Annotated in this window: 19 protein-coding genes and 1 pseudogene; 9 read left to right on the top strand and 11 right to left on the bottom strand. The window is 61.3% G+C overall.

The window, feature by feature from the left end:
• The first annotated feature begins 73 nt into the window (after positions 1 to 73).
• Positions 74 to 469, top strand: coding sequence for a nuclear transport factor 2 family protein (locus tag ACR0NJ_RS02030; protein ID WP_480815457.1), 396 nt, complete (start codon positions 74 to 76; stop codon positions 467 to 469).
• A 1-nt stretch (position 470) separates the two neighbouring features.
• Here the strand turns inward: ACR0NJ_RS02030 and hflX are convergent, their stop codons facing one another.
• The 4 genes from hflX to trkA form a co-directional block, all read right to left on the bottom strand.
• Positions 471 to 1,742: a GTPase HflX gene (hflX, locus tag ACR0NJ_RS02025; protein WP_480815456.1), complete on the bottom strand. Its 1,272-nt coding sequence runs from the start codon at positions 1,740 to 1,742 to the stop codon at positions 471 to 473.
• Complete coding sequence (hfq, locus tag ACR0NJ_RS02020) at positions 1,742 to 1,981, bottom strand: RNA chaperone Hfq (protein ID WP_010440340.1); 240 nt, start codon at positions 1,979 to 1,981, stop codon at positions 1,742 to 1,744. Before hfq ends, hflX begins: the two co-directional genes overlap by 1 nt.
• Positions 1,982 to 2,101: 120 nt before the next feature.
• Positions 2,102 to 3,640: a TrkH family potassium uptake protein gene (locus tag ACR0NJ_RS02015; RefSeq protein WP_480815455.1), complete on the bottom strand. Its 1,539-nt coding sequence runs from the start codon at positions 3,638 to 3,640 to the stop codon at positions 2,102 to 2,104.
• On the bottom strand, positions 3,640 to 5,016 hold the full coding sequence (gene trkA / locus ACR0NJ_RS02010) for a Trk system potassium transporter TrkA (protein WP_480815454.1): 1,377 nt from the start codon (positions 5,014 to 5,016) through the stop codon (positions 3,640 to 3,642). The genes ACR0NJ_RS02015 and trkA overlap by 1 nt, the downstream gene beginning before the upstream one ends.
• A gap of 96 nt (positions 5,017 to 5,112) precedes the next feature.
• On the opposite strand from trkA, the gene ACR0NJ_RS02005 reads away from it, so the two are divergent.
• Positions 5,113 to 5,640, top strand: a complete 528-nt coding sequence (locus tag ACR0NJ_RS02005; RefSeq protein WP_480815453.1) for a hypothetical protein — start codon at positions 5,113 to 5,115, stop codon at positions 5,638 to 5,640.
• On the opposite strand, the gene ACR0NJ_RS02000 is transcribed toward ACR0NJ_RS02005, so the two are convergent.
• From ACR0NJ_RS02000 to dusB, 7 genes are all read right to left on the bottom strand, one after another.
• Entirely contained in the window at positions 5,567 to 6,751 is a 1,185-nt protein-coding gene (locus ACR0NJ_RS02000) for an MFS transporter (RefSeq protein ID WP_480815452.1), read from the bottom strand. The genes ACR0NJ_RS02005 and ACR0NJ_RS02000 overlap by 74 nt on opposite strands.
• Positions 6,752 to 6,794: 43 nt before the next feature.
• On the bottom strand, positions 6,795 to 7,406 hold the full coding sequence (locus ACR0NJ_RS01995) for a helix-turn-helix transcriptional regulator (protein ID WP_480815451.1): 612 nt from the start codon (positions 7,404 to 7,406) through the stop codon (positions 6,795 to 6,797).
• On the bottom strand, positions 7,381 to 8,790 hold the full coding sequence (gene ntrX, locus ACR0NJ_RS01990; protein ID WP_480815450.1) for a nitrogen assimilation response regulator NtrX: 1,410 nt from the start codon (positions 8,788 to 8,790) through the stop codon (positions 7,381 to 7,383). Before ntrX ends, ACR0NJ_RS01995 begins: the two co-directional genes overlap by 26 nt.
• Complete coding sequence (locus ACR0NJ_RS01985; protein ID WP_480815449.1) at positions 8,787 to 11,075, bottom strand: sensor histidine kinase NtrY-like; 2,289 nt, start codon at positions 11,073 to 11,075, stop codon at positions 8,787 to 8,789. Before ACR0NJ_RS01985 ends, ntrX begins: the two co-directional genes overlap by 4 nt.
• Before the next feature lie 99 nt (positions 11,076 to 11,174).
• On the bottom strand, positions 11,175 to 12,542 hold the full coding sequence (locus tag ACR0NJ_RS01980; protein WP_480815448.1) for a response regulator: 1,368 nt from the start codon (positions 12,540 to 12,542) through the stop codon (positions 11,175 to 11,177).
• Complete coding sequence (locus ACR0NJ_RS01975) at positions 12,542 to 13,630, bottom strand: two-component system sensor histidine kinase NtrB (RefSeq protein ID WP_480815447.1); 1,089 nt, start codon at positions 13,628 to 13,630, stop codon at positions 12,542 to 12,544. Before ACR0NJ_RS01975 ends, ACR0NJ_RS01980 begins: the two co-directional genes overlap by 1 nt.
• On the bottom strand, positions 13,627 to 14,610 hold the full coding sequence (gene dusB / locus ACR0NJ_RS01970) for a tRNA dihydrouridine synthase DusB (protein WP_480815446.1): 984 nt from the start codon (positions 14,608 to 14,610) through the stop codon (positions 13,627 to 13,629). The genes ACR0NJ_RS01975 and dusB overlap by 4 nt, the downstream gene beginning before the upstream one ends.
• 181 nt (positions 14,611 to 14,791) lie before the next feature.
• Between dusB and ACR0NJ_RS01965 the strand changes: the two genes are divergently transcribed.
• The 7 genes and pseudogenes from ACR0NJ_RS01965 (at position 14,792) to ACR0NJ_RS01935 (ending at position 21,994) form a co-directional block, all read left to right on the top strand.
• A complete protein-coding gene (locus ACR0NJ_RS01965; RefSeq protein WP_480815445.1) occupies positions 14,792 to 15,922 on the top strand; it encodes a bifunctional 2-C-methyl-D-erythritol 4-phosphate cytidylyltransferase/2-C-methyl-D-erythritol 2,4-cyclodiphosphate synthase in 1,131 nt (376 codons plus the stop codon).
• Positions 15,919 to 16,416, top strand: coding sequence for a phosphatidylglycerophosphatase A family protein (locus tag ACR0NJ_RS01960; protein ID WP_480815444.1), 498 nt, complete (start codon positions 15,919 to 15,921; stop codon positions 16,414 to 16,416). The genes ACR0NJ_RS01965 and ACR0NJ_RS01960 overlap by 4 nt, the downstream gene beginning before the upstream one ends.
• Positions 16,413 to 16,889 (top strand): CinA family protein, encoded by a 477-nt coding sequence (locus ACR0NJ_RS01955; RefSeq protein ID WP_480815443.1) that lies wholly within the window; start codon positions 16,413 to 16,415, stop codon positions 16,887 to 16,889. Before ACR0NJ_RS01960 ends, ACR0NJ_RS01955 begins: the two co-directional genes overlap by 4 nt.
• Before the next feature lie 198 nt (positions 16,890 to 17,087).
• A pseudogene (locus tag ACR0NJ_RS01950) lies at positions 17,088 to 18,268 on the top strand (ammonium transporter).
• Positions 18,269 to 18,405: 137 nt separating this feature from the next.
• Positions 18,406 to 19,083 (top strand): orotate phosphoribosyltransferase, encoded by a 678-nt coding sequence (locus ACR0NJ_RS01945; protein WP_480815442.1) that lies wholly within the window; start codon positions 18,406 to 18,408, stop codon positions 19,081 to 19,083.
• 259 nt (positions 19,084 to 19,342) lie between these two features.
• Positions 19,343 to 20,833 carry a replicative DNA helicase gene (locus ACR0NJ_RS01940; RefSeq protein ID WP_480815441.1) on the top strand — a complete coding sequence of 497 codons (1,491 nt, stop codon included), beginning with the start codon at positions 19,343 to 19,345 and terminating at the stop codon, positions 20,831 to 20,833.
• A gap of 111 nt (positions 20,834 to 20,944) precedes the next feature.
• A complete protein-coding gene (locus ACR0NJ_RS01935) occupies positions 20,945 to 21,994 on the top strand; it encodes a Hint domain-containing protein (RefSeq protein ID WP_480815440.1) in 1,050 nt (349 codons plus the stop codon).
• Positions 21,995 to 22,058: the final 64 nt, after the last annotated feature.

The raw sequence follows: 22,058 nt of genomic DNA, 5'->3' as shown, positions 1-22,058 counted from the left end.
GGGCGTCGTGGACGACCCTACCGGTTTTCGCCTACCATTGGCGCGCCGATTATGTGGGACCAAGGGGGCGGAAATGGCCAGTATTCGGGATGTTCTGAACAATCTTGCGCGCGATTACGCCATCGCCTGGAGCTCGGGCGATGCCGACGCCGTGGCCGAGTTCTTTGCCCCCGATTGCCAGATGACCATCAACGGTGACACACCCATTCAGGGCCGCGCAGCGATTGCTGAAATGGCGCGCGATCTGTTTTCAGAACTTCCCGAACTGGACCTGCGCTGTGACATGCTGCGATGGGCCGGGACGCACGCTCTGTTTGTCTGGACGCTTGAGGGTCAGCACGCGAAAACCGGCAATTCCGTCGTCACCCGCGGCTGGGAGGAATGGGAACTGGATGCGGATCACAAAATCCAATCGTCGCTCTGGTGGTTCGATCTGGCCGAGTATCAGCGTCAGATCGACGGTAAGTAGATCAAAGACCCGCGTACTGCGCCGCCTGCTTGTCAGTCCACAGCACCGTGATCTCAAACCCGTCCTCGGTCTGCTCCTCAGACCGAACCACATCTTGTCGGAAGAGCCATGCTCGTTTGTCGCCCTCGGCAAAGCTCAGAGTCAGCGTCGCCTCATGCCGAACGCCCTGCAGTTTGGTTGCGATTTCGGCCAGCAAGGGCTCGAGCCCTTCACCCGTCACCGCTGAAATCGCAAAGATTTCCGGGTCACGGTCAGCGCGGGCCAGCGTTGCATCCCGGTCGTCTGCGCCAAGCAGATCGATCTTGTTCCAGACCTCCAGCCCCGGGCGTTCGTCGTCCACACCCAGCGAGGTCAGAATGGCGTGCACATCTTCGGCCTGCGCCTCGGTTTCTTCGTGGCTGATGTCGCGGACATGCACGATCAGGTCCGCGCCCAGAACCTCTTCCAGCGTGGCGCGGAAGGCGGCGACCAGTTCGGTTGGCAGGTTCGAGATGAAACCCACCGTGTCCGACAGGATCACCTCGGGGCCATCGGGCAATTCGACCCGGCGCATGGTCGGGTCGAGCGTGGCGAACAGCATGTCCTTGGCCATCACCTCGGCCCCGGTCAGGCGGTTGAACAGCGTTGATTTGCCAGCGTTGGTATAGCCCACCAGCGCGACAATCGGATAAGGCACCTTGGCCCGCGCCGCGCGGTGCAGGGTGCGGGTCTTGACCACCTTCTGCAACTGACGCCGCAAGCGCACGAGTTGTTCGTCAATCGCCCGACGGTCAGCCTCGATCTGGGTTTCACCCGGACCGCCGACAAAACCCAATCCACCCCGCTGTCGTTCAAGGTGCGTCCATGCCCGAACCAGCCGCGTGCGCTGATAGCTGAGCGCCGCCATCTCGACCTGCAGCACACCTTCGCGGGTGCGGGCGCGGTCGCTGAAAATCTCTAAAATCAGCCCGGTCCGGTCGAGGATTTTGACCTTCCACGCTTTCTCAAGGTTGCGCTGCTGGACAGGCGTCACCGGCCCGTCGATCAGAACCAGTTCGATCTCGTGGTCGTGCAGACGTTCCCCCAACTCGTCAATCTTGCCACTGCCGAACAGCAACCCCGGCTGGGCGCGTTGGAGGCGCACGATTTCGGACCCGATCACATCCAAATCGGGCAAGGCGGCCGCCAGTGCAACCGCCTCGGCCAGCGCCGGTTCGGGGACACGGCGCTGTTCATCTGACTTGATTTCGGGATGCAACACCCAGGCCCGGGTGCGCGTCCTGTCATGTTCCATCAAGAGGCGTCTTCGCCCTCATACAAGCTGATCGGCTGCGATGGCATGATGGTTGAAATCGCGTGTTTGTAGACCAATTGCGACTGCCCGTCGCGGCGCAACAAAACGCAAAAATTGTCGAACCAAGTGATCACACCCTGCAATTTAACGCCATTGATCAGGAAAATTGTGACCGGGACCTTTGCTTTTCGTACATTGTTCAGGAAGGCGTCCTGAAGATTCTGTCTGTCCGAAGCCATATTTTTATAGTCTCGCCGTTGTTCTTGCTACGCGCTGCGGACCAACGCGCTCCCTCCGGCTGAGTATGGAGTGCTGCGCAGAGATATTCCAGATGAAAAATCAGGTATTAACACCTTAATCTAATCCCGCCAGAGGTTTGGCGTGATCAGGGCAATGATCGCCAGCGTTTCAAGCCGTCCGATCACCATCGCCGCGCACATGGTCAGCTTGGCCCCGCCCGACAGATCGATCAGGCGGATCGGTACGTCTGTGGCCAGTTCAATCAACGGCCCCGTCGTGCTCAGCGCGGCCACGCTAAGCACCATGGCCTGCTCGAACCCCGCGCCCATCATCGCCAGTAGCAGGTTGAACAAGGCCAGCGTTAAGGCGAACATCATCAGGAAGATCCAGGCGATGAACGCGCCATCGCTTTGAATGCGCCGGTTGCCTCCGCCGACGCCGCTGACCGATGACGGATGGATCAGACGATCAATCTCGCGCGCGCCGTTCAGATAGAGCGCGAAGACCCGCAGCAGCTTGACCCCTCCGGCGGTGGTGGCAACGCCGCCCCCGATCAGGGCCAGCCCCATCAGAACCAGGCCCGGTGTGCCCAACCCCGACAATTGCTGCGCATCGTTCCAGTTCGCGCTTTCGAAACCAGCGGTGGTCAGAAACGCAAGAGCCGTGAACAGCATCCCCCAGATCACCTGCGCGGCCTGTAGCGGCTGCACCTGCCCGCCGATCTCGGCCACACCGGCCAGCACCCGGAAAAACAGTAGCAGCGCAACGCCCAGAACAATCATCAGGCCAATTCGAAACTCGGGGTCTTTGTCCAGACGGGCATACCCTGTTGTTGCTGTATCCGCCGAGAAGGTCAGGCGCGACAGGGCAAAAAACAGGAACAGGAACAAGATCGCCTCACCCGTGATCCCGGATTGCGCGCCTTCCAATCCGCCAACGGGTGAAATGCCCGAGGTCGCCATGACGGACATGGCATGGCACACCGCCGTCAGCCCCTGCTCGCCAGCGATCATGAGTAGAATACAGACGACGCCGGTCAAACCGGCATAGACCGGTGCCAAAGTGCGCGTCACGCGCAACAACCGGCCCCGCGGATCAACCCGCTCACTTTGGGCAACACCCGAAACCGGGCGACCGGGCTGACCACGGGCGGTGACCTCGAACCCGCCCAGAGAAAGAGGTGCCAGAATAGCAGCGGCCGAAATCCACATAAGCAGACCGCCCATCCAGCCCACCAACGCCCGCCATAAATGAAGCGGTGCGGTCAGGCGGTTAGGATCGGGAAACAAATCGGCCCCGGTCGTTGTCAGTGCGCTGACCATGTCGAAATAGGCGTTCAGAAAGGTCGTGGTGCCAAGCGCATCGTGAAACGGGATCGCCAGAAACAGCGGTAGAACGGTGAAACAGCCCAGCAGAACCGCCAGTTGCCCCAATGTCCCGCGCCGGGGCACACGATTCGAGGACGCAAGCGCGATGATCGACACCAAAAACACGCCCAGTAGACCCGAATAGAAGAAGGACCGGGATGTGTCGTGATCATCCAGCACCAGCGCATAAACCGCTGGTATCCACATCGCGACCGAGACAATCCCCCAGATCAGCAGAAACAGCGGCAACCGCCGAAGTAACCCGATCTGCTGTTGTCTCGCGATAGCCATCAGAAGAAATCGATCGAGACCTGCATCAGACGCTCGACCTCGGGCACATCCTTGGCCATGGCAAAGATCGCAATAACGTCTTTCTCGTCAATGCGCAGGCTGCCGGTTGGCCGCAGCACCTCGTCGCCCTTGCGCACGGCACCAACCAGCACGCCTTCGGGAAAGTCGATGTCGCGCAGCTTCTGCCCGGCCATGGGCGAGGTCGACAGGACCTCGGCCTCGATCACCTCGGCCTCGGCATCGCCGATGGAATAGACCTGACGCACGCGGCCATGACGGATATGGCGCAGGATCGAACTGACGGTTGTTGCGCGCGGGTTGATATAGGCGTCGATGCCCAGCGGCCCCATCAGAGCCACCATGCTGGGATCATTGATCAGCGCAATCGCCAGCGCGCAGCCTTCGGCCTTGGCGCGCACGGCGGCCAACATGTTGGTGCGGTCATCGTCGGTCACGGCCAGCATTGCGTCGGCGCGGTCGATACCGGCCTCGCTCAGCAACCCGGCATCCAACCCGTCGCCATTCAGGACAATCGTGCGCTCCAATGCCTCGGCGGCCAGTTCCGCGCAATGCCGGTCGCGTTCAACGATCTTGGCTCGGACCCGGCTTTCCCGCTCTTCCAGCGTGCGCGCAACTTCCAGCCCGACATTGCCGCCGCCAACAATCACCACGCGGTCCTGCCGCTTTTGGGTTTTGCCGAACACCTCGATGGTGCGGTCCACGTCTTTGACGTTGGTAAAGACGTAACATTCATCGCCGACAAACAGCTGATCTTCGGATTCCGGCGCAAACAGGGTCCCTTCACGCCGCACGCCCACCACGATGGAGCTAAGCGTCGAGAACAGGTCGGTCAACTGCCGCAGAGGGGTGTTCACAATCGGGCAGTCCTCCTCGACCCGTATCCCCAGCAGTTGCGCCTTACCCTCCATGAAAACCTCGGTGTCAAAGGCCGAGGGGGCCGACAGGCGTTGCATCGCGGCTGCGGCCACCTCGCGCTCGGGGCTGATTACCACGTCGATGGGCAGGTGGTCGCGGCGATAGAGGTCCGAGTGGATCGCCTGAAGATAGGATTTCGACCGCAGGCGCGCGATCTTGCGCTGGATCGAGAACACAGAATGCGCCATCTGGCACGTGACCATATTGACCTCGTCCGAATGGGTCGCGGCGATGATCATGTCGGCGTCACGGGCCCCGGCCCGTTCCAGCACATCAGGATAGCTGGCAAAGCCTGCGATCCCCTGCACGTCCAGCGTTTCGGTCGCGCGGCGCACCAGATCGGGGTTGTTGTCCACCACGGTCACATCGTTCAGTTCGCCTGAAAGATGCCGGGCGATCTGCCAGCCGACCTGACCCGCACCGCAAATAATGACCTTCATATCCCTGGCCCTTCTGCCTGAAATGTTTGAATGACAGATGCCCCCAAGACGGTCAATTGATTTGTCATGCCCGTTTAGGTGGGGCAAGATAAGCGCATGAAAACACTGCTTCGTCTGCTTGTTCCTGTGATGATCCTGTCCTCGTGCGGGCCGCTGTCACTGTATTACCGCGAGGGCGAAAGCGTTTCGCGGATGCAGGCCGAGACCACGAAATGTCAGGTCGAGGCTTTAAAGGACGCGCCCGTGGCCAATCAGGTCCGCCAAGGCCCGCCCACCTATTGGCCCGGTCGTACCTATTGCGACAGCCGTGGCAGGTGCCACCGCACCGGCGGCTGGTGGCAGCCCGGCCAGATCTACACGGTCGATGTGAACCAGGGCCTGCGCAGCACGGTCGAGGCACAATGCATGGCCCAGAAAGGCTACCGCCCGATCAGCCTGCCGCCCTGCAAAAGCCGGGTGAAATCGCAGGTGCCCGCGCGCCCGACAACCACGCTGCCGCCGCTTGGATCGCAATCCTGTTTCGTCAAGTTCCAGGACGGCTCGTTTCAGATCATCTCGCCCGGTGTTTCGGGGGGGCAGCTTGCTGGGTCAAGCGTCTCTGCGCCAACCATAGATGGGCAATGATCGCGGCGGCGTAGAACACGATTACGGCCCCGAGCATCCCGCCCTCGCCGCCCCGCCACAGAATGGCCAGCAAAACCGGCGTGCCCAGCAGGTTCCCCGCATTCCCCATCTGCGCCATGGCACCATAGCTGAGGGCCTGCGCCCCTGCCGTTGAATTCAGTTCCGGCACAGCGGCAAAACTTCCGCCCTGCACAAGGCCCAGAACCGCGAACAGGGCGATGCAGACCATTGGCAACGGCAGGCCCAGAAACGCGCCGATGATCGCCCCGATGCCCAGACCAAAGCCCAGAACCGTGACCGCAACGCAGGACATGAACGTCGATAGCAAGGGCACCGCCAGCCATGAAACGACGATACCCGCCAGAGGCATCAGCCCCGCGACCGGACCGCCAACGCCCTCGGGCAGTCGACCGGGCAGGATGGCCAGCAGCGACACGAAGGTCAGTGTGTAAAAGAACCAGCCTATCGCCGGGGCCGAAATGAAGGCCGAGCGATAGGTCTGCACATGCGCTGTGATGAACGCCGCCGGTCCCCAATCGAGGGTCCCCGGATGGCTCAGATCGACATGAATGCGGCAGGCTGCAATTAACCCGGCGATCAGCAGCATAGAAACCCCGTGCAGCACAAAGAAAACAGGCAGGCCAAATTGGGCAACCAAGGGCAATCCGATCCACGCATTCAGGGCGAAGGCTACACCGAAGAAGCTGCTCCACAGAACCATGGCGACGTTTCTTGCCCGACCTTCAGTGATCTGCGCGATCAGGGTCGGTGCCGCGACGACGATCGCCAGATGCGACAACCCTTCGATAACACGGCTGGTCAGCATCAACGCGAAACCCGGCACACTCGCCTGAAACAGCGAAAGACCGCCGCCCAGAACAAGCCCGGCAATCAGCAACCGCGAGGGCCCGATGCGGCCCGCAATGGCCCCGGACATCGCACCCAGAACGGCCCCAATCAGGCTGATGATCGACAAAAGCCAGCCAATCGACCCCGCCTGTTCCGGGTACAGCAAGGCGACCTCGGGGAACGGCACCGCGATTTTGGCGAACTGAGTGGCCGCGCCCAAGCCCGCGCACCACAGCAGGACGACCTTCAAAAAGCTAATCATGCCATGGTTCTATCGGGGCTGCGGCGGTTCAGGAACGCATAAATTATGCGCGTGATCCGCTGACCAGCCGCACCGGTGTTCCATCCGCCAGATAGAGCCGTTCCCAGGTGATCTCACCAGCGCTGATCCGGATGCGGTCATGCACCGCCTCAGACGTCAGAAACGCCTTGGGGCTTGGGGTGTGCAGGTCCCACCAGCCCTCGTCCTTCAACTCGCCTTCCGCCTGACGGATTTCATCGGTTGCAAACTGCCACAGGGACACGCCCAGCAGCGCCCGCTGGCTGGTCTTCCAATCCCGCGCCCGGCTGGGGGAATATGCCAGACATCTATGGCTGGCCTCTTCCACCAGATGCACGCAGTCGCTCGAGCCCATGACCAGCCGCCTTAAAGCCCCATCATCCGCCCGCGCCGGACCAAGTACCGAAAAGACCGCCTGCTGTTGGTCGGGCGACGGCGTTTGGCGACCGCTCTCCCACCTTGAGATCGTGGTTTGATCCACCTCTAACAGATCGGCCAAAGCCGACTGTTTCAGACCGACCGACCGGCGGAGACGCCTGAGACGTCTGCCAAAGGCCGGATAGGCCCGTGCTTGCGTCAGATTGGCCTTGGCCATCACGCTGCCCGGCAGATCACTCTGCCGGTTCCGGTTCGTCAATCTGCGCCACACGCGCACCGGATTTGTTCGAAGTGACAACGCCCAGCGATTTCAGCTTGCGATGCAGCGCGCTGCGCTCCATCCCGACAAAGCTGGCGGTGCGGCTGATATTGCCACCGAAACGGTTGATCTGGGTCAGCAGATACTCCCGCTCGAACGCCTCGCGCGCTTCGCGCAGCGGCAGGGTCGCCAGCGCGCCCGACAGGACCACGCGACCGGATTCGACGGATTTGTCTTCCTCACTGGGCAGTTCGCGGGCCTCGATGGGGCCGCTTCCGTCGCCCAGGATCAGCACACGCTCGATCAGGTTCTTCAACTGCCGCACGTTGCCGGGCCATGTCATCGTCTGAAGCAGAGCGACGGCTTCCTCGGACAGGTCGCGGATCGGCAAGCCCTGGGATTCGTTGCATACTTCAATGAAATGTTGCGCCAGAACCGGAATATCCTCACGCCGGTCCTCAAGCGAGGGCACGTCGATCGGAACGACATTCAGGCGGTGATACAGTTCTTCGCGAAAGCGGTCTGCGCTGATTTCGGCCTCAAGATCCCGGTTGGTCGAGGATATCACGCGCAGATCAACGCGGACCTTGTCGGTGCCACCAACCCGCTGGAATTGCTGATCGACCAGTACCCGCAGGATTTTCGACTGGGTACCCAGTGGCATATCCGCGACCTCATCAAAATAGATCACGCCGCCATGGGCTTCTTCCAGCAGGCCGGATTCAACGCCACGTTCCGCCGATTCCCGCCCGAACAGAACCTCTTCCATCCGTTCCGGTTCAACCCCCGCGCAATTCACCGTCACGAAAGGCGCATTGGCGCGGTTGGAATGGGCGTGAATGTAGCGTGCGGCGATTTCCTTACCGGACCCGGCGGGGCCGCTCAGCATCACGCGCCCGTTCGATTTCGTCACCTTGTCCAACTGCCCCTGCATCGCGCGGAACGAGGCGGACTTACCGATCATATCCGAATTGCTGACCTCTTTCCGCTTGAGCGAGGCGTTCTCGCGACGCAGGCGCGAGGTTTCCATCGCGCGGCGGATCACCACCATCAACTGATCAATGTTAAAGGGCTTCTCGATAAAATCATAAGCCCCCTGTTTGATCGCCGCCACGGCGATTTCGATGTTGCCGTGACCCGAAATGATCACCACCGGCACATCGGGGTTGTCGCGTTTGACCGCCTTCAAGATGTCGATCCCATCCATGCGGCTGTCTTTCAGCCAGATATCCAGAATCAACAGTCCCGGTGGCTCGGAATTGATGGCCGCCATACACTCGTCCGAGTTTCCGGCCCGCCGGGTTGAATAGCCTTCGTCCTCGAGAATGTCGGACACCAGTTCGCGAATATCGCGTTCGTCATCTACGATCAGAATGTCGCTCATCTTTGGCCTGCTTTCAGTTTGTTGGTTTTAATTGTCTGCTTTTGTGGCGCGACAGCTGGGGAAAATTCTGCCCCTGGCAAACGGATCACGGCCATCGCGCCGAAATGGTCCTGTCCGTCGAATACGGGCGCGTCTTCTAGGGACAGCGCTCCGCCATGTTCTTCGATGATCTTCTTGACGATGGGCAGGCCCAGACCTGTTCCTTCGTCCCGAGTAGTTACATATGGCTCAAACAGCCGCGCCCGGTCTTCAGGTAAGCCGATGCCGTTATCCGCGATTGTTATGATGGTGCCCGCATCGTCACTGGACACCACGACCTTGATCTGCGGAGACAGGTTTTCGGGTGCTCCCTTTTGTTTCAAGGTTTCAATGGCTTCGCCTGCGTTCTTGATTAGGTTCGTCAGCGCCTGATTGAGCATCGTCGCGTCAATATCCAACGAAATCGGCTGATCCGGCAGATCCGCGTCGATCTGCACCCCTGGCTGACCGGCCTGCTGTAACAGAACCGCCTCGCGCACGAGGGCCACAATGTCCTCCTCCCGCCGGTCCGGTTCCGGCATCCGCGCGAATTTCGAGAATTCATCAACAATGCGTCGCAAGTCATTGGTTTGCCGCACGATTACGTCGGTCATGGATTCCAGGCTATCGCAGTCTTCCTCATCCAGTTTGCGCGAGAATTTGCGCTTGATCCGCTCGGCGCTCAGTTGGATCGGGGTCAGAGGGTTCTTGATCTCATGCGCGATGCGCCGGGCCACGTCGCCCCAAGCGGCCATCCGCTGGGCGCTGACCAGATCGGTCACATCGTCAAAGGCCACCACATAGCCTTCCAACCCGCCATCCTCGCCCCGGCGGGTGGCCATGCGGACCAGCAGGTTCTCCAACCGTCCCTTGCGGACGACCTTGATCTCGCCCTGAACCGCCTCTTGCCCGCTTTCCTTGAGGCTTTCGAACAATTGCAGGAACTCGGGCACCGCGATACCGATGGCCAGTTGTTCCTCGCCGCGCGACCAGTCCAGCAGCCGTTCGGCTGAGCGGTTCACGAAGGTCACGCAGCCATCCGGGTCAACGCCCACCACCCCCGAGGTCACCGAACTGAGCACGGAATCAAACAGGCGGCGGCGGATTTCAATCTGGCGGGTGTTTTGCAGAAGCGTGTCGCGCTGCCCCTTCAACTGCCGTGTCATCTGATTGAAGTACCGGCCCAGCATGGCGATTTCGTCGTCGCTGGCCTCTTCAATGACCTGCACGCTCAGGTCGCCTGCGCCAACCCGCTGCGCCGCCGTGGTCAACCGGCCCACAGGCCGCGACAGACGTTCAGCGAACCACATGCCAAGCGACATGGCGGCGAGGATCAATATCAGCGCGAAGCCCAGATATAACAGGCCGAATTCGAACAGCACCCTGCCCCTTTCGCTTTCAAGCTGCTGATAGAATTGCGCGGTTTCCTTGGTGTCATCCAGCAGCGTCAGCAACTGGCCATCGACCTCACGGCTGACATAGAGGTAGCGGTCCAGATACGCCTGCAACGGTACCAAAGCCCGGAATTCACTGTTTGCCCAGTCGGCAATGATCAGCAGGCCCTCGTTTTCGGATTGGGCGATCTGTTCAGCGGTCGGGGGTTCGTAGTTGAACAGATAGGACCGATCCCCACGCGACCGAATCTCGCCGCTGCCGTCGATCACATAAGCCTCACGCAGACCGCGCTGGATTTGTGACTGGCCTTGGGCCAGAACCTCGCGCAGTTCGGCATCTGAGATGTAGAAATCCAGATTGCGGGCATTGTCCAGAAACCGCGCCAGAACGGCGGCGTCTTGCGTCAGGCCCTGTCGGTGTTCCGTCTCATAGGCCTCGGCGGCGGTCAGAGACGAGCCCACAACCTGCCGCACGCGATCGGAAAACCAGCCCTCAAGGCCGATATTTACCGTCAGACCGGCAAAAATCGCAACCGTGACGGTCGGGACCAGTGCCAGCAGCGTAAACGCCCCGATCAGCCGCAAATGCAGGCGCGATCCGGCTGATTTGGCCCGGCGGGCGGCGATCAGAGAGCCAAGTTGGCCCAGCACAAGGGCCGCGACGACCAGCACGTAAACCAGATCGGCAAGAAGAATCAGCCGCAGAGTCGGCGCGGTCGCCCCAAGGTCGAAGGGACCGATAACCAGATAGGTCGCCAATGCCAGCGCAGGGCCTAGAAGAACCAGTCCCAAGGTACCGAAATTGCGCAGTTTTCGGGATTTCCGCCACCGATTAATCGCTGGAATCGGCCCGCTCTGTGCCCGGGTTGCCACCGTCTGCCCTCATCCTGATGTGCCGCTTGCACGGCCTACCGCCATATGTCGTGGTCGTTGCCGGGAGCGAACCCAGATGCCACGCTTTGTGTGGCGATATTACATCAGTTTGCGTCGGCGTGTCACCTGAATATCGAGATCGGTGATTTTTTTTCGCAGCGTATTTCTGTTGATCCCCAGCAAATCCGCACATTTCGCCTGATTTCCGCCAGTTGCGTCCAGCGCGATCTCGATCAGGGGGGCCTCAACTTCGCGCAGAATCCGCTGATACAGGCCCGGAGGCGGCAGAATATTGCCGTGCAGGTCGAAATAACGCCGCAGGTGACGGCCCACGGAGGTTGAGAGTTTCTCACGCTCACCACCCCCAAGAACAGGTTCGGCTTCGGGCTGGCTGCCCAGAACCATCTCGACCTCGGCCTTCGATATCTCATCGGCGCGGCTGGTCAGGCTCAGGCGGCGAACCGCGTTCTCCAACTGCCGCACGTTGCCCGGCCAGGAATAGCGCCGGACCAGCTCGTCCGCCTCGGGGCTGAGCCAGCGTTTTGATCCGCTTTCACGCTCTTCCCGGACCAGAAAATGCTCGGCCAGCAGGGTGATATCATCCACCCGCTCGCGCAGCGCCGGAACATGGACCGTGGCGCCACACAGGCGATAATACAGGTCCTGCCGGATACGACCGCTCTCCATCCCTTCGGTCAGATCGGACTGGCTGGTCGCCATAAACCGCGGAACATGGTCGCCCGGCGTGTCCATCATGCGCACGATACGGGCCTGAATCTCATCGTCGATGTCAGCGATTTCATCAATCAGCAGCGTGCCGCCCCGAACCCGCGCCATGATGCGGGCTGGCCCTTCCAGATCTCGCAGATCGGCGGCGGTGGCTGTGACAAAGGGCAAGGTTCGCCGGTCCGAGAAATCGTGAATAGCCCGCGCAATCAGGGACTTGCCGGTACCACTTTCACCAGAAATCATCACCGACAGATCGGTGTTCATCACCCGCGCCACCAGCCGGTACAGCGCCTGCATCACCGGGGTCCGCCCGACCAGAGGCAACTCATCGGGGCGCTCACCGCTTTCGTCCATGGGCTCTGGCTGCGACCGCTGTTTTTGCTCCAGCGCGCGGGCAGTGCGTTTCATCAGGTCCGGCAGATCGAAGGGTTTGGGCAGATAATCATAGGCATCGGCCTCAGCCGCCTGAATCGCCGTCATGATCGTGTTCTGCGCCGAGATCACGATCACCGGCAAACCGGGTCGGTCTTGAGCGATTTTCGGCAGCATTTCCAAACCGTTACCATCCGGCATGACCACGTCCGAGATCACCACATCGCCCTTGCCTTCGCCCACCCAGCGCATCAGCGTTGTCAGCGAAGACGTGGCGTGCACCTTGCACCCGGCCCGCGTCAGGGCCTGTGTCAGAACGGTGCGGATCGTGCGGTCGTCATCAGCGACCAGGACTGTGCCATCCATCAGGTGCTCTCCTTCTTATCTTTGGTGTCTTCGCGCGGGGCGCGGCGCAGAGACAGCTTGAACACGGTGCGCCCGGGCACCGATTCTGCCGAAATCCATCCGTCATGGTCCGAGACGATCTTGCTGACCAGCGCCAGCCCAAGCCCGGTGCCGTTTTCCTTGCCCGAGACGAAGGGGTCAAAAATGTCGCTCCGGATATTGTCCGGCAATCCCGGCCCGTCGTCGATGATTTCGATCTGCAACGGCAGCGAATGACCCGACCCGTCACTCCGGCGCAGGCGGAATGAATGCTCGAAATAGGTGCGCAGCCGGATCGTTCCACCCTTGGCTCCGGCGGCTTCGGACGCGTTTCTGAGCAGATTCAGCACCACTTGCAGGAACTGGTCGGGGTCACCGTAGGCCAGCGGCAACGAGGGGTCGTAATCCTCGATGATGGTCATATCCGCACCGAAGCCCAAAAGGGCCGACCGGCGGGCGCGGTCAAGAACGTCGTGAATATTGACCGGTTTGAAATCGGGCTGCTGCAGGTTTCCGAACTGCTCGACCTGCTCCAACAGCTTTACGATCCGGCGGCTTTCGGCAACGATAAGATCAGTCAGTTCAAGATCTTGCTTCGGGATATTCATGCTGAGAAGCTGCGCGGCACCGGTGATCCCGGCCAGCGGGTTCTTGATTTCATGGGCCAGCATCTCGGCCATGCCGATGGCCGATTGAGCCGCGGATTTCACCGTATTGCCGCGCGTCATCCGACCGGCAAGTTCGCGCGGCGAGATGATCATGATCATCGAACCGGGATGCCCGACCAGCGGCGCAATCTGCAACGCGCATTGCAGCGGCGCGCGGTTGCCTGACCCGGCGTCCACGTCGTTCACGAACAAGGGTGTACCCTGTTGGCGCGCGCGCAGAAAGGCCTCTTCCAAAGGCGCGTCGACAGCGATCTGGTCCCAGACCGGGTGACCAATGACCGATTTGCGGGAGGCGTTCAAAAACCCCTCGCCCGAGGAATTGACGTCGGCGATCCGGTCATCCTCGTCGATGATGAAGGCGGGAACCGGAAGCGAGTTCCAGATGCTCTGATCCGAATTCATGCCGCCACCTCTGCCGTGCCGCTCAGCGCATCGCCCAGCAGGCGCAGCACCTCGTCCGTATCGCGCGAGGTCAGAACGGCGCGGCGTAGGGGCGCGGGCGTGCCGGCCTCGTCCATGTACCAACCCAGATGTTTACGGGCGACGCGCAGACCCAGATCGGTGCCGTAGAACTCAAGCATCGCCTGATAGTGCCCTTGCACCATCTCGACCAGTGCCGCCCCCGAGGGGATTTGCGGCGCGTCCGAGCCGTAGAGATCGTGGCAAATCTGCGCCAGAAGCCAGGGTTTCCCCTGCGCCCCGCGCCCCACCATGACCCCATCCGCCCCGGAGTGCGCCAACGCCGTCCGTGCCGCGTTTGTGTCAACAATATCGCCATTGGCGATCACCGGGATCGAGACTGCATCCTTGACCGCCCGGATCGCCGCCCAATCGGCGCGGCCCTTGTAGAACTGACAGCGCGTGCGCCCGTGGATCGTGACCATTTGCACACCCGCATCCTGCGCCCTCCGCGCCACGTCCGGCGCGTTGAGTAGTTTGTCATCCCATCCCAGCCGGGTTTTCAGCGTCACCGGCACATCAACAGCAGCGACAACAGCCTCAATCAGTGTCAGCGCGTGGCCTGGTGTTTTCAGCAGTGCCGAGCCGGAATAACCGTTCGTCACCTTCTTGGCCGGGCAACCCATATTGATGTCGATCACCCGCGCGCCCCGGTCCGCGACCTGTCGGGCGGCCTCGGCCATCCAGTGCGCCTCGCGACCCGCCAGTTGGACGGCTGTGTTTTCCACATCTGCGGACAATTCCGCGCGTTCGCGCACGCCGGGCTTGGCCTGCACCATCTCTTGACTTGCGACCATCTCGCTCACCACCATGCCCGCGCCGAAGCGCATCACCAGATCGCGAAACGGGCGGTCGGTGATTCCGGCCATCGGAGCCAGTAGAACGGGCGTGGTCAGGTCCTTGTCAGCGAGTTGCAGGGTCAACGTGCTTAATCCTTGGGCATTTGAGCGTTAGATATCGAATTCCCGGCATGTGAACAAGAAAACGGCGACTTTCAAGCCTGCAAAATCATCAAACGCACAATTTTTAAGCAGTATTACGCGGGTGATTGCCTCTGCATTCACCGCACCCTAAACAATGCGTGCAAACAGGAGCCACCAACCCATGACAACCGCCGCCATTATTGTCGCCGCCGGACGCGGATTGCGCGCTGGCGGCGAGACGCCGAAACAATGGCGGGCACTGGGGGGACGCCGGGTGGCGGACTGGACCATCGACCGGTTCCGGGATCATGTGGATCATATCGCTTTGGTGCTGTCTTCGGACGATGCTGAGGCCTGGGCCCAATATCAGGGTGCCGACCTGATCCTTGCGCCTGGAGGCCGCGACCGGGCCGGGTCGGTGCGGCAGGGCTTGGATGCGCTGAAGGACCGCGGCGTGACAAAGGTTCTGATCCACGATGTCGCCCGCCCCTGCGTCAGCACGCGCATCATTCAGGACGTTCTGACCGCGCTTGATACACAGCCTGCCGCTGCGCCCGGATTGGCGGTGACGGATGCTCTCTGGACCGGGGATGAACAGGGTGTCACCGGCACGCGAGACCGAACTGGCCTTTTCGCAGCACAGACCCCGCAAGGGTTTCACTATGACGCTATCGTCGCAGCCCATGCCAGCCATGCCGGAGGGGCTGCAGACGACGTTGAAGTCGCGCGTGCTGTCGGGATGGACGTGGCCATCGTACCGGGCGACGCGGACAACATCAAAATCACCCGACCCGAGGATTTCGCCCGGGCGGAACGCATAACGGGAACGGATATGGATGTAAGGCTGGGCAATGGATATGACGTGCACCGTTTCGGCGACGGGGATCACGTGATCCTGTGCGGCGTGAAGGTGCCTCATGCCCGAGGGTTGCAAGGGCATTCGGACGCCGATGTGGGCATGCACGCCGTGACGGATGCGATCTATGGCGCGCTGGCGCAGGGGGATATCGGGCAGCATTTCCCGCCCTCGGACCCGCAATGGAAAGGCGCGGCCAGCGAGATTTTCCTACGCCACGCGGTCGAACTGGCCGGACAGATGGGGTACCGGATTTCGAACGCCGACTGCACTCTGGTCTGTGAATACCCCAAGATCGGGCCGCACGCGCAAGCCATGCGGGCCGAGATGGCGCGGATGATGGGGTTGCGCGACGATCAGGTCTCAGTGAAGGCAACCACATCGGAAAGGCTTGGCTTTACCGGGCGCAGCGAAGGGATCGCCGCGCTGGCCACTGCCTGTCTGGTGAAGGCATGAGCGCCGCCCGCCTGATCGGCACCGTCTGCGGCGTTGGCTATCTGCGCCCCGCCCCCGGCACATGGGGCTCGCTGGCGGCGCTGCCGTTGGCGTGGGTTTTGCATATGCTGGGCGGGTTCCCCCTGCTGGTTCTGGCCACGGTTGCCGTGTTCTTCGGCGGGCTCTGGGCCACCCGCGTGATGACCGAAGGCAAGGACGATCACGACCCGTCCGAGATCGTCATAGACGAGGTCGCCGGTCAGTTTGTAGCGATCTGGGCGGTCTCGTATCCGGCTTGGGCGCATGGGGTCGACATTACCGCGCTCTGGCCCGGCTGGCTGGCCGGGTTCATCCTGTTCCGCCTGTTCGACATCACCAAACCCGGCCCCGTTGGCTGGGCAGACCGGCGCAACGATGCAATGGGTGTGATGCTGGACGATGTCATTGCAGGTGTCTTCGCCGCCATCGGTGTCCTGATCCTTGCAGGCATCGCACATGGAGTAATGGGCCTATGAACGTCTCCGCCCTGCTGGACCGCGCCAAAGCGCAAGGCGTGATGATCGCCACTGCCGAAAGCTGCACGGGCGGCATGGTTGCAGCCGCCCTGACGGATATCCCCGGCAGTTCCGCCGTGGTCGAGCGCGGTTTCGTCACCTACACCAACACCGCCAAGCAGGAGATGCTGGGCGTGCACGCCGGCACTCTGGACGCACATGGCGCGGTGTCCGAAGAAGTCGCCCGCGAGATGGCCGTCGGCGCACTACAGCAGTCCCATGCGCAACTGGCGATCTCGGTTACCGGGATCGCGGGACCGGGCGGGTCGGAGTTCAAGCCCGAGGGCCGGGTCTGTTTCGGGCTCGCCGCCGAAGGCCAATCCACTCAGACCGAGACGGTGGAATTCGGCGCACTGGGCCGCGACTCTGTCCGCCGTGCGGCGCGGGATCATGCGCTGTCCTTGCTGAATGACGCCCTTTTGCGCTCAGCCTAATTTTTAGTCAAACGACCCCCTGAGGCGCGAATTTAAGCGTCACTTGAAAAAAAGCTGCCAAAACAGGCGGCGCATTCGGACCTTGCCTCTTTTTTCCGCACCCGCTCTCCGCTTCTAACCCGGGGCCATGCGCTCACCGCGCCGGATCGGGACCCGTGCCCATCCGGCGCAAACGTAAGAAGAAGAGGAGACCGGCCCATGAACGGAGCCGATACAGCCTGGATCATCGTTGCCACTGCACTGGTCCTGTTCATGACATTGCCGGGGCTTGCCCTGTTCTATGGCGGCCTTGTGCGTGCCCGAAATGTGCTCAGCGTGTTCATGCATTGCTTTTCGATTGCCTGTTTGATGAGCATTCTATGGCTGGTCGCCGGGTACTCCATCGCGTTCGGCGAGGGAGCGTCCGGCCTATGGGGCGGTCTGGGTAAAGCCTTTCTGAACGGTGTGGCGCCGACAGCCTGTCGGGCACCCTGCCCGAGATTCTGTTCTTCGCCTTCCAAATGACCTTTGCCATCATCACCCCGGCCCTGATCGTCGGTGCCTATGTGGAGCGGGTGGGCTTCGGGTTCGTCCTGACCTTCTCGGCCCTTTGGATGCTGCTCTGCTACGCGCCGGTGGTGCATTGGATCTGGGGCGGAGGCATCCTGACCGATGGCGGCATTCTGGGTGAGATCGGCGTGCGCGACTTTGCCGGTGGCATCGTGGTCCATGAAACCGCCGGTCTGGCGGCGCTGATCATCGCCGTGATCCTCGGCCCTCGTCGCAATCGCGCCACGCCCCCGCACAACCCCGGCTTTGTCATGGTCGGCGCGGCGATGCTGTGGGTCGGCTGGTTCGGCTTCAACGGCGGCTCGCAACTGGCCGCTGACGGAGGGGCCGCGATGGCAATGACCGTCACGCATATCTCTGCCGCGACCGCCTCACTCACGTGGGCGCTGTGGGAAAGGATCCGGTTCGGCAAGGCGTCGATGGTCGGTCTGGTCACGGGTACGATCGCGGGTCTGGCCTCGATCACCCCGGCCTCGGGTTTTGTCGGCCCGGTGCAGGCGCTGATCATCGGCGCGGTGGCCGGTGTGCTGTGTCAGGAGGCCGTGAATGTCATCCGCAACAAGCTGAACATCGACGACACGCTGGACGTCTTCGCCGTGCATGGCGTTGGCGGCATCTTCGGCACGTTGATGATCGCGCTGTTCGGCCTTGGCACCTGGACCGCGCAGGTCGGAGGGCTGGTGATCGTGGGTGTCTTTACGTCAGTTGTCACGATTGTGCTGGTCAAGGTGGTTGCTTTGATCACCCCGCTTCGCGTAGACGCTGAGACCGAGACAAACGGGCTCGACCTGTCGGTACACGGGGAACGCGCCTATGACATGAGCAGCTGAGCCCACCTTGGCTGTTGTGCCCGCAAGGGCAAAGCGGACCTCGGATGAGGTCCGCTTTTCTTTTCACCGCGCTCTCGACTCTGCCCCAAGGGTCACGCTATCAGCCCGCAACGTGTTTCAGCCCAGAGGTTTGCGCCATGATCCCCAGTTCCTTCCCCGACAGCACCGAAATCGCCCGCCTGACCGCGCGGATGCTGCTTGAGATCAAGGCCGTTCACTTCAATTCGCGCGAGCCGTTCACGCTGGCCTCGGGCCTGCCCAGCCCGACCTATATCGACTGCCGCAAGCTGATCTCGTACCCGCGTATCCGGTCGACCCTGATGGACTTCCTGACCGTCACTGTGATGCGCGACGCCGGGTTCGAGGCGTTCGACAATATTGCCGGTGGTGAGACCGCAGGCATCCCCTTTGCCGCCATGGTCGCTGAACGGATGGCGCTGCCGATGACCTATGTGCGCAAGAAACCCAAGGGCTATGGCCGCAACGCGCGCATCGAAGGCGCGATGAGCGAAGGCGAACGCGTCCTGCTGGTCGAGGACCTGACCACCGATGGCGGCTCGAAATTCTCTTTCGTGGACGCGATCCGCGAAACCGGCGCAACCTGCGGGCATACGGCAGTGATCTTCTACTACGGCATCTTCCCCGAGACCGAGAAGGCGCTGGGAGACCACGGCGTGAAGCTGCATTCGCTTTGCACCTGGTGGGATGTTTTGGCGGAAGCCAAGGCGCAGAAAGCCTTTGATCACGAGACACTTGACGGGGTCGAGGCCTTCCTGAACGACCCGCGCGGCTGGCAGGACGCGCATAAATCGTGATTTCTGGCCTGTGGGCAGGTTGTGGATTGTTGATATTCGAATCGACCAATTGTCCGCGCATTTAGTCGGAAATGGCAACCATCACACCAAATGTTGCGGTAGCGTCGCTCTCGTGCAAAACTGGGCAGATGTTATCCCCATTCGGGTGGGCAGTTATCCCAAAGCAGCGGGCGGTTATCCCAAGTTACCCCCACTCATTTGCAGATAGCTTGCGCCGGGGTTTCGCGTGTAGAACCGCCAGACGGGCAGCGGGGACAAAATGAACGAGATAAGCAGTATCGAGCAGGCAGCGGCACAGATTCAGAATGCCGAAACAATGCCGCATTCAATTGAAGCCGAGCAGCAGCTTCTGGGTGCGATCTTAACCAATAACGATCTGTATGATCGGGTGGCTTCGATCATCGGGGCCGAGCATTTCTATGACCCGGTCCATGCCCGTATCTACGAGGTCGCGGCCGCACGCATCGCCAAGAATGCGCTGGCCTCGCCCGTTACGCTGAAATCCTTCATGGCCGAGGATGATGGCCTGAAGGAATTGGGCGGACCGGCCTATCTTGTGAAATTGGCCGGGGCCTCGATCAGTGCCTTTGCGGTGCACGACTACGCCCAGATGATCTATGACCTCGCCATCCGGCGCGAGTTGATCCGGTTGGGGCGCGATATCTCGGACAAGGCAGCGAGGGTCGAAATCTCAAGCGAGCCCAAGGAACAGATCGTCGAGGCCGAGCAGCAGCTTTATCAGTTATCCGAGCAGGGCCAGACCGAACAAGGGTTTCAATCCTTCCTTAAGGCGGTCACAGAAGCCGTCAACGTCACCAACGAGGCGTACCAGCGCGGTGGCGGCATGGCGGGGATTTCCACCGGTCTGGCCGACCTGGACAAACAGCTTGGGGGCCTGCACCCTTCCGATCTGATCATCCTAGCGGGTCGTCCCTCAATGGGGAAAACCTCGCTTGCGACCAACGTGGCGTTCAACGTGGCCAAGGCCTATAAGCGCGGCACCAAGCCCGATGGGTCGGAAGGCGCGATTGACGGCGGCGTGGTCGGGTTCTTCTCGCTGGAAATGAGCGCCGAACAGCTTGCGGGCCGGGTGCTGGCCGAAGCCTCGGAAATCTCCAGCCACAAGATCCGCCAAGGCGACATGACCGAGTCCGAGTTCCGCCGTTTCGTGGACGCCGCCAAAGAGCTAGAAGCCTGCCCCCTGTTCATCGACGACACGCCTGCCCTGCCGATCTCACAGCTTGCCGCCCGTGCGCGGCGACTCAAGCGGACCCATGGGCTGGACCTGCTGGTGATCGACTATCTGCAGCTCTGCCGCGGTATGGCCGACAACCGCGTCAACGAGATTGCCGAGATTTCGATGGGCATGAAAGCCATCGCCAAAGAGTTGAACATCCCCGTCATCGCCCTGTCCCAGCTTTCCCGTCAGGTCGAAAGCCGCGACGACAAGCGCCCGCAACTGTCTGACCTTCGGGAATCGGGCTCGATCGAACAGGATGCCGACGTGGTGATGTTCGTGTTCCGCGAGGAATACTACAAAGAGCGCGAAAAACCCGGCGATCATGAACTGGAGAAGATGGAAGAGTGGAAGCAGGCCATGGAACGCCTGCATGGCAAGGCCGAGGTCATCGTCGGCAAGCAGCGCCACGGCCCCATCGGCACGGTCGAATTGTCGTTCGAGGCACAGTTCACCCGCTTTGGCAATCTGGTCAAACCCTGGCAGCAGGGCGGCGAGATCGAGGGATATTGACCTCAAACTGCGTCCAATTTACCGGAATCCAACGTAATTTTGGCCTGCTGCGTCTCATTGTGGTAAGCTACATGCCAACGTACGTTTCAACCCGGTCGAGGCTCTGGGCATTTGGCGGCAATTATCTCGGAAATACGGTATCGAAACGGTCCGAATTTCTCACCCAGCGGGGATTTCATTGAAATCCGCGTGCCGACAGGTACGGATGTATCCAACTTGACCGTTGGGGTCTACAACCAGAACGGCACCCTGCGCAGTTCAACGGCGGTCGATAGCGCGCCGATGACCACTGTTGGCGGTTTCGATTACTATGTGGTTTCGGCCCGGATTAACCGGTTTGGTGCAGTTTCTCTGGATGACAATGGCGCGGTCCTGAGCTTTGTCTCATTCGACACGCAGGTCACCGCCACCCAAGGCCCGGCCAGTGGTCTTACGTCAACGCAAGTTGGCTCGAACGGAACGGATGACACCTCGTCGCTGACCTCAACAGACGGGGTCAATTTTGTCGAAAACCCAAATCCAAACCCCGGCGCGCCGTGCTTTACCTCGGGCACGCGCATCACTACCGCCAAGGGTGAGGTTGCGGTGGAACACCTGAAACCTGGCGACAAGGTCCTGACGCTTGATGGCGGGTATCAGCCCGTCCGGATGATCCTGTCCCGCCCCTTGCGGCTGTCCGAATTGATCAAGACGCCAGAACTGTACCCTGTGCGCGTGGTTTCAGGCGCGTTGGGCCAAGGGCTGCCCCGGCGTGACCTGCTGGTGTCCCGGCAGCACCGGATGCTGGTATGTTCGGCCATCGCGCAGCGGATGTTCGGCACGCGGTCCGTTCTGATCTCGGCGATCCGGCTGACCGGGCCGCCGGGGATCTATGTCGACCGGGACGTTGCCACGATCACCTACCACCATCTTGTGTTTGACCGGCATGTTGTCCTGTTCGCCGAAGGGGCCCCCAGTGAAAGCCTGTTTGCCGGTCCGCAGGCGCTGCAAGCGATGACGGTTGAGGCAAGGGCGGAGCTAACGCTGCTTTTCCCCGAACTGGCGGAAATCGGGCAGGTAGACTCGGCCTGTTACATCCCAAGTGGCCGGCGTCAGAAACAGCTTGTGGCGCGCCACAGCCGGAACAACAAACCCTTTCTGGACCAAAACGCCGCCAACTAGAGCGCTGAGCGTTGAACTGGAGGGTAAACGATCCGAGGGTCGCTTCCCGTTTGATACTCAGGCC

This window comes from Ruegeria sp. F11 (assembly GCF_056533855.1).
The sequence above is the reverse complement of the archived record's forward strand: the minus strand, read 5'-3'. Positions and strand labels throughout refer to the sequence as shown.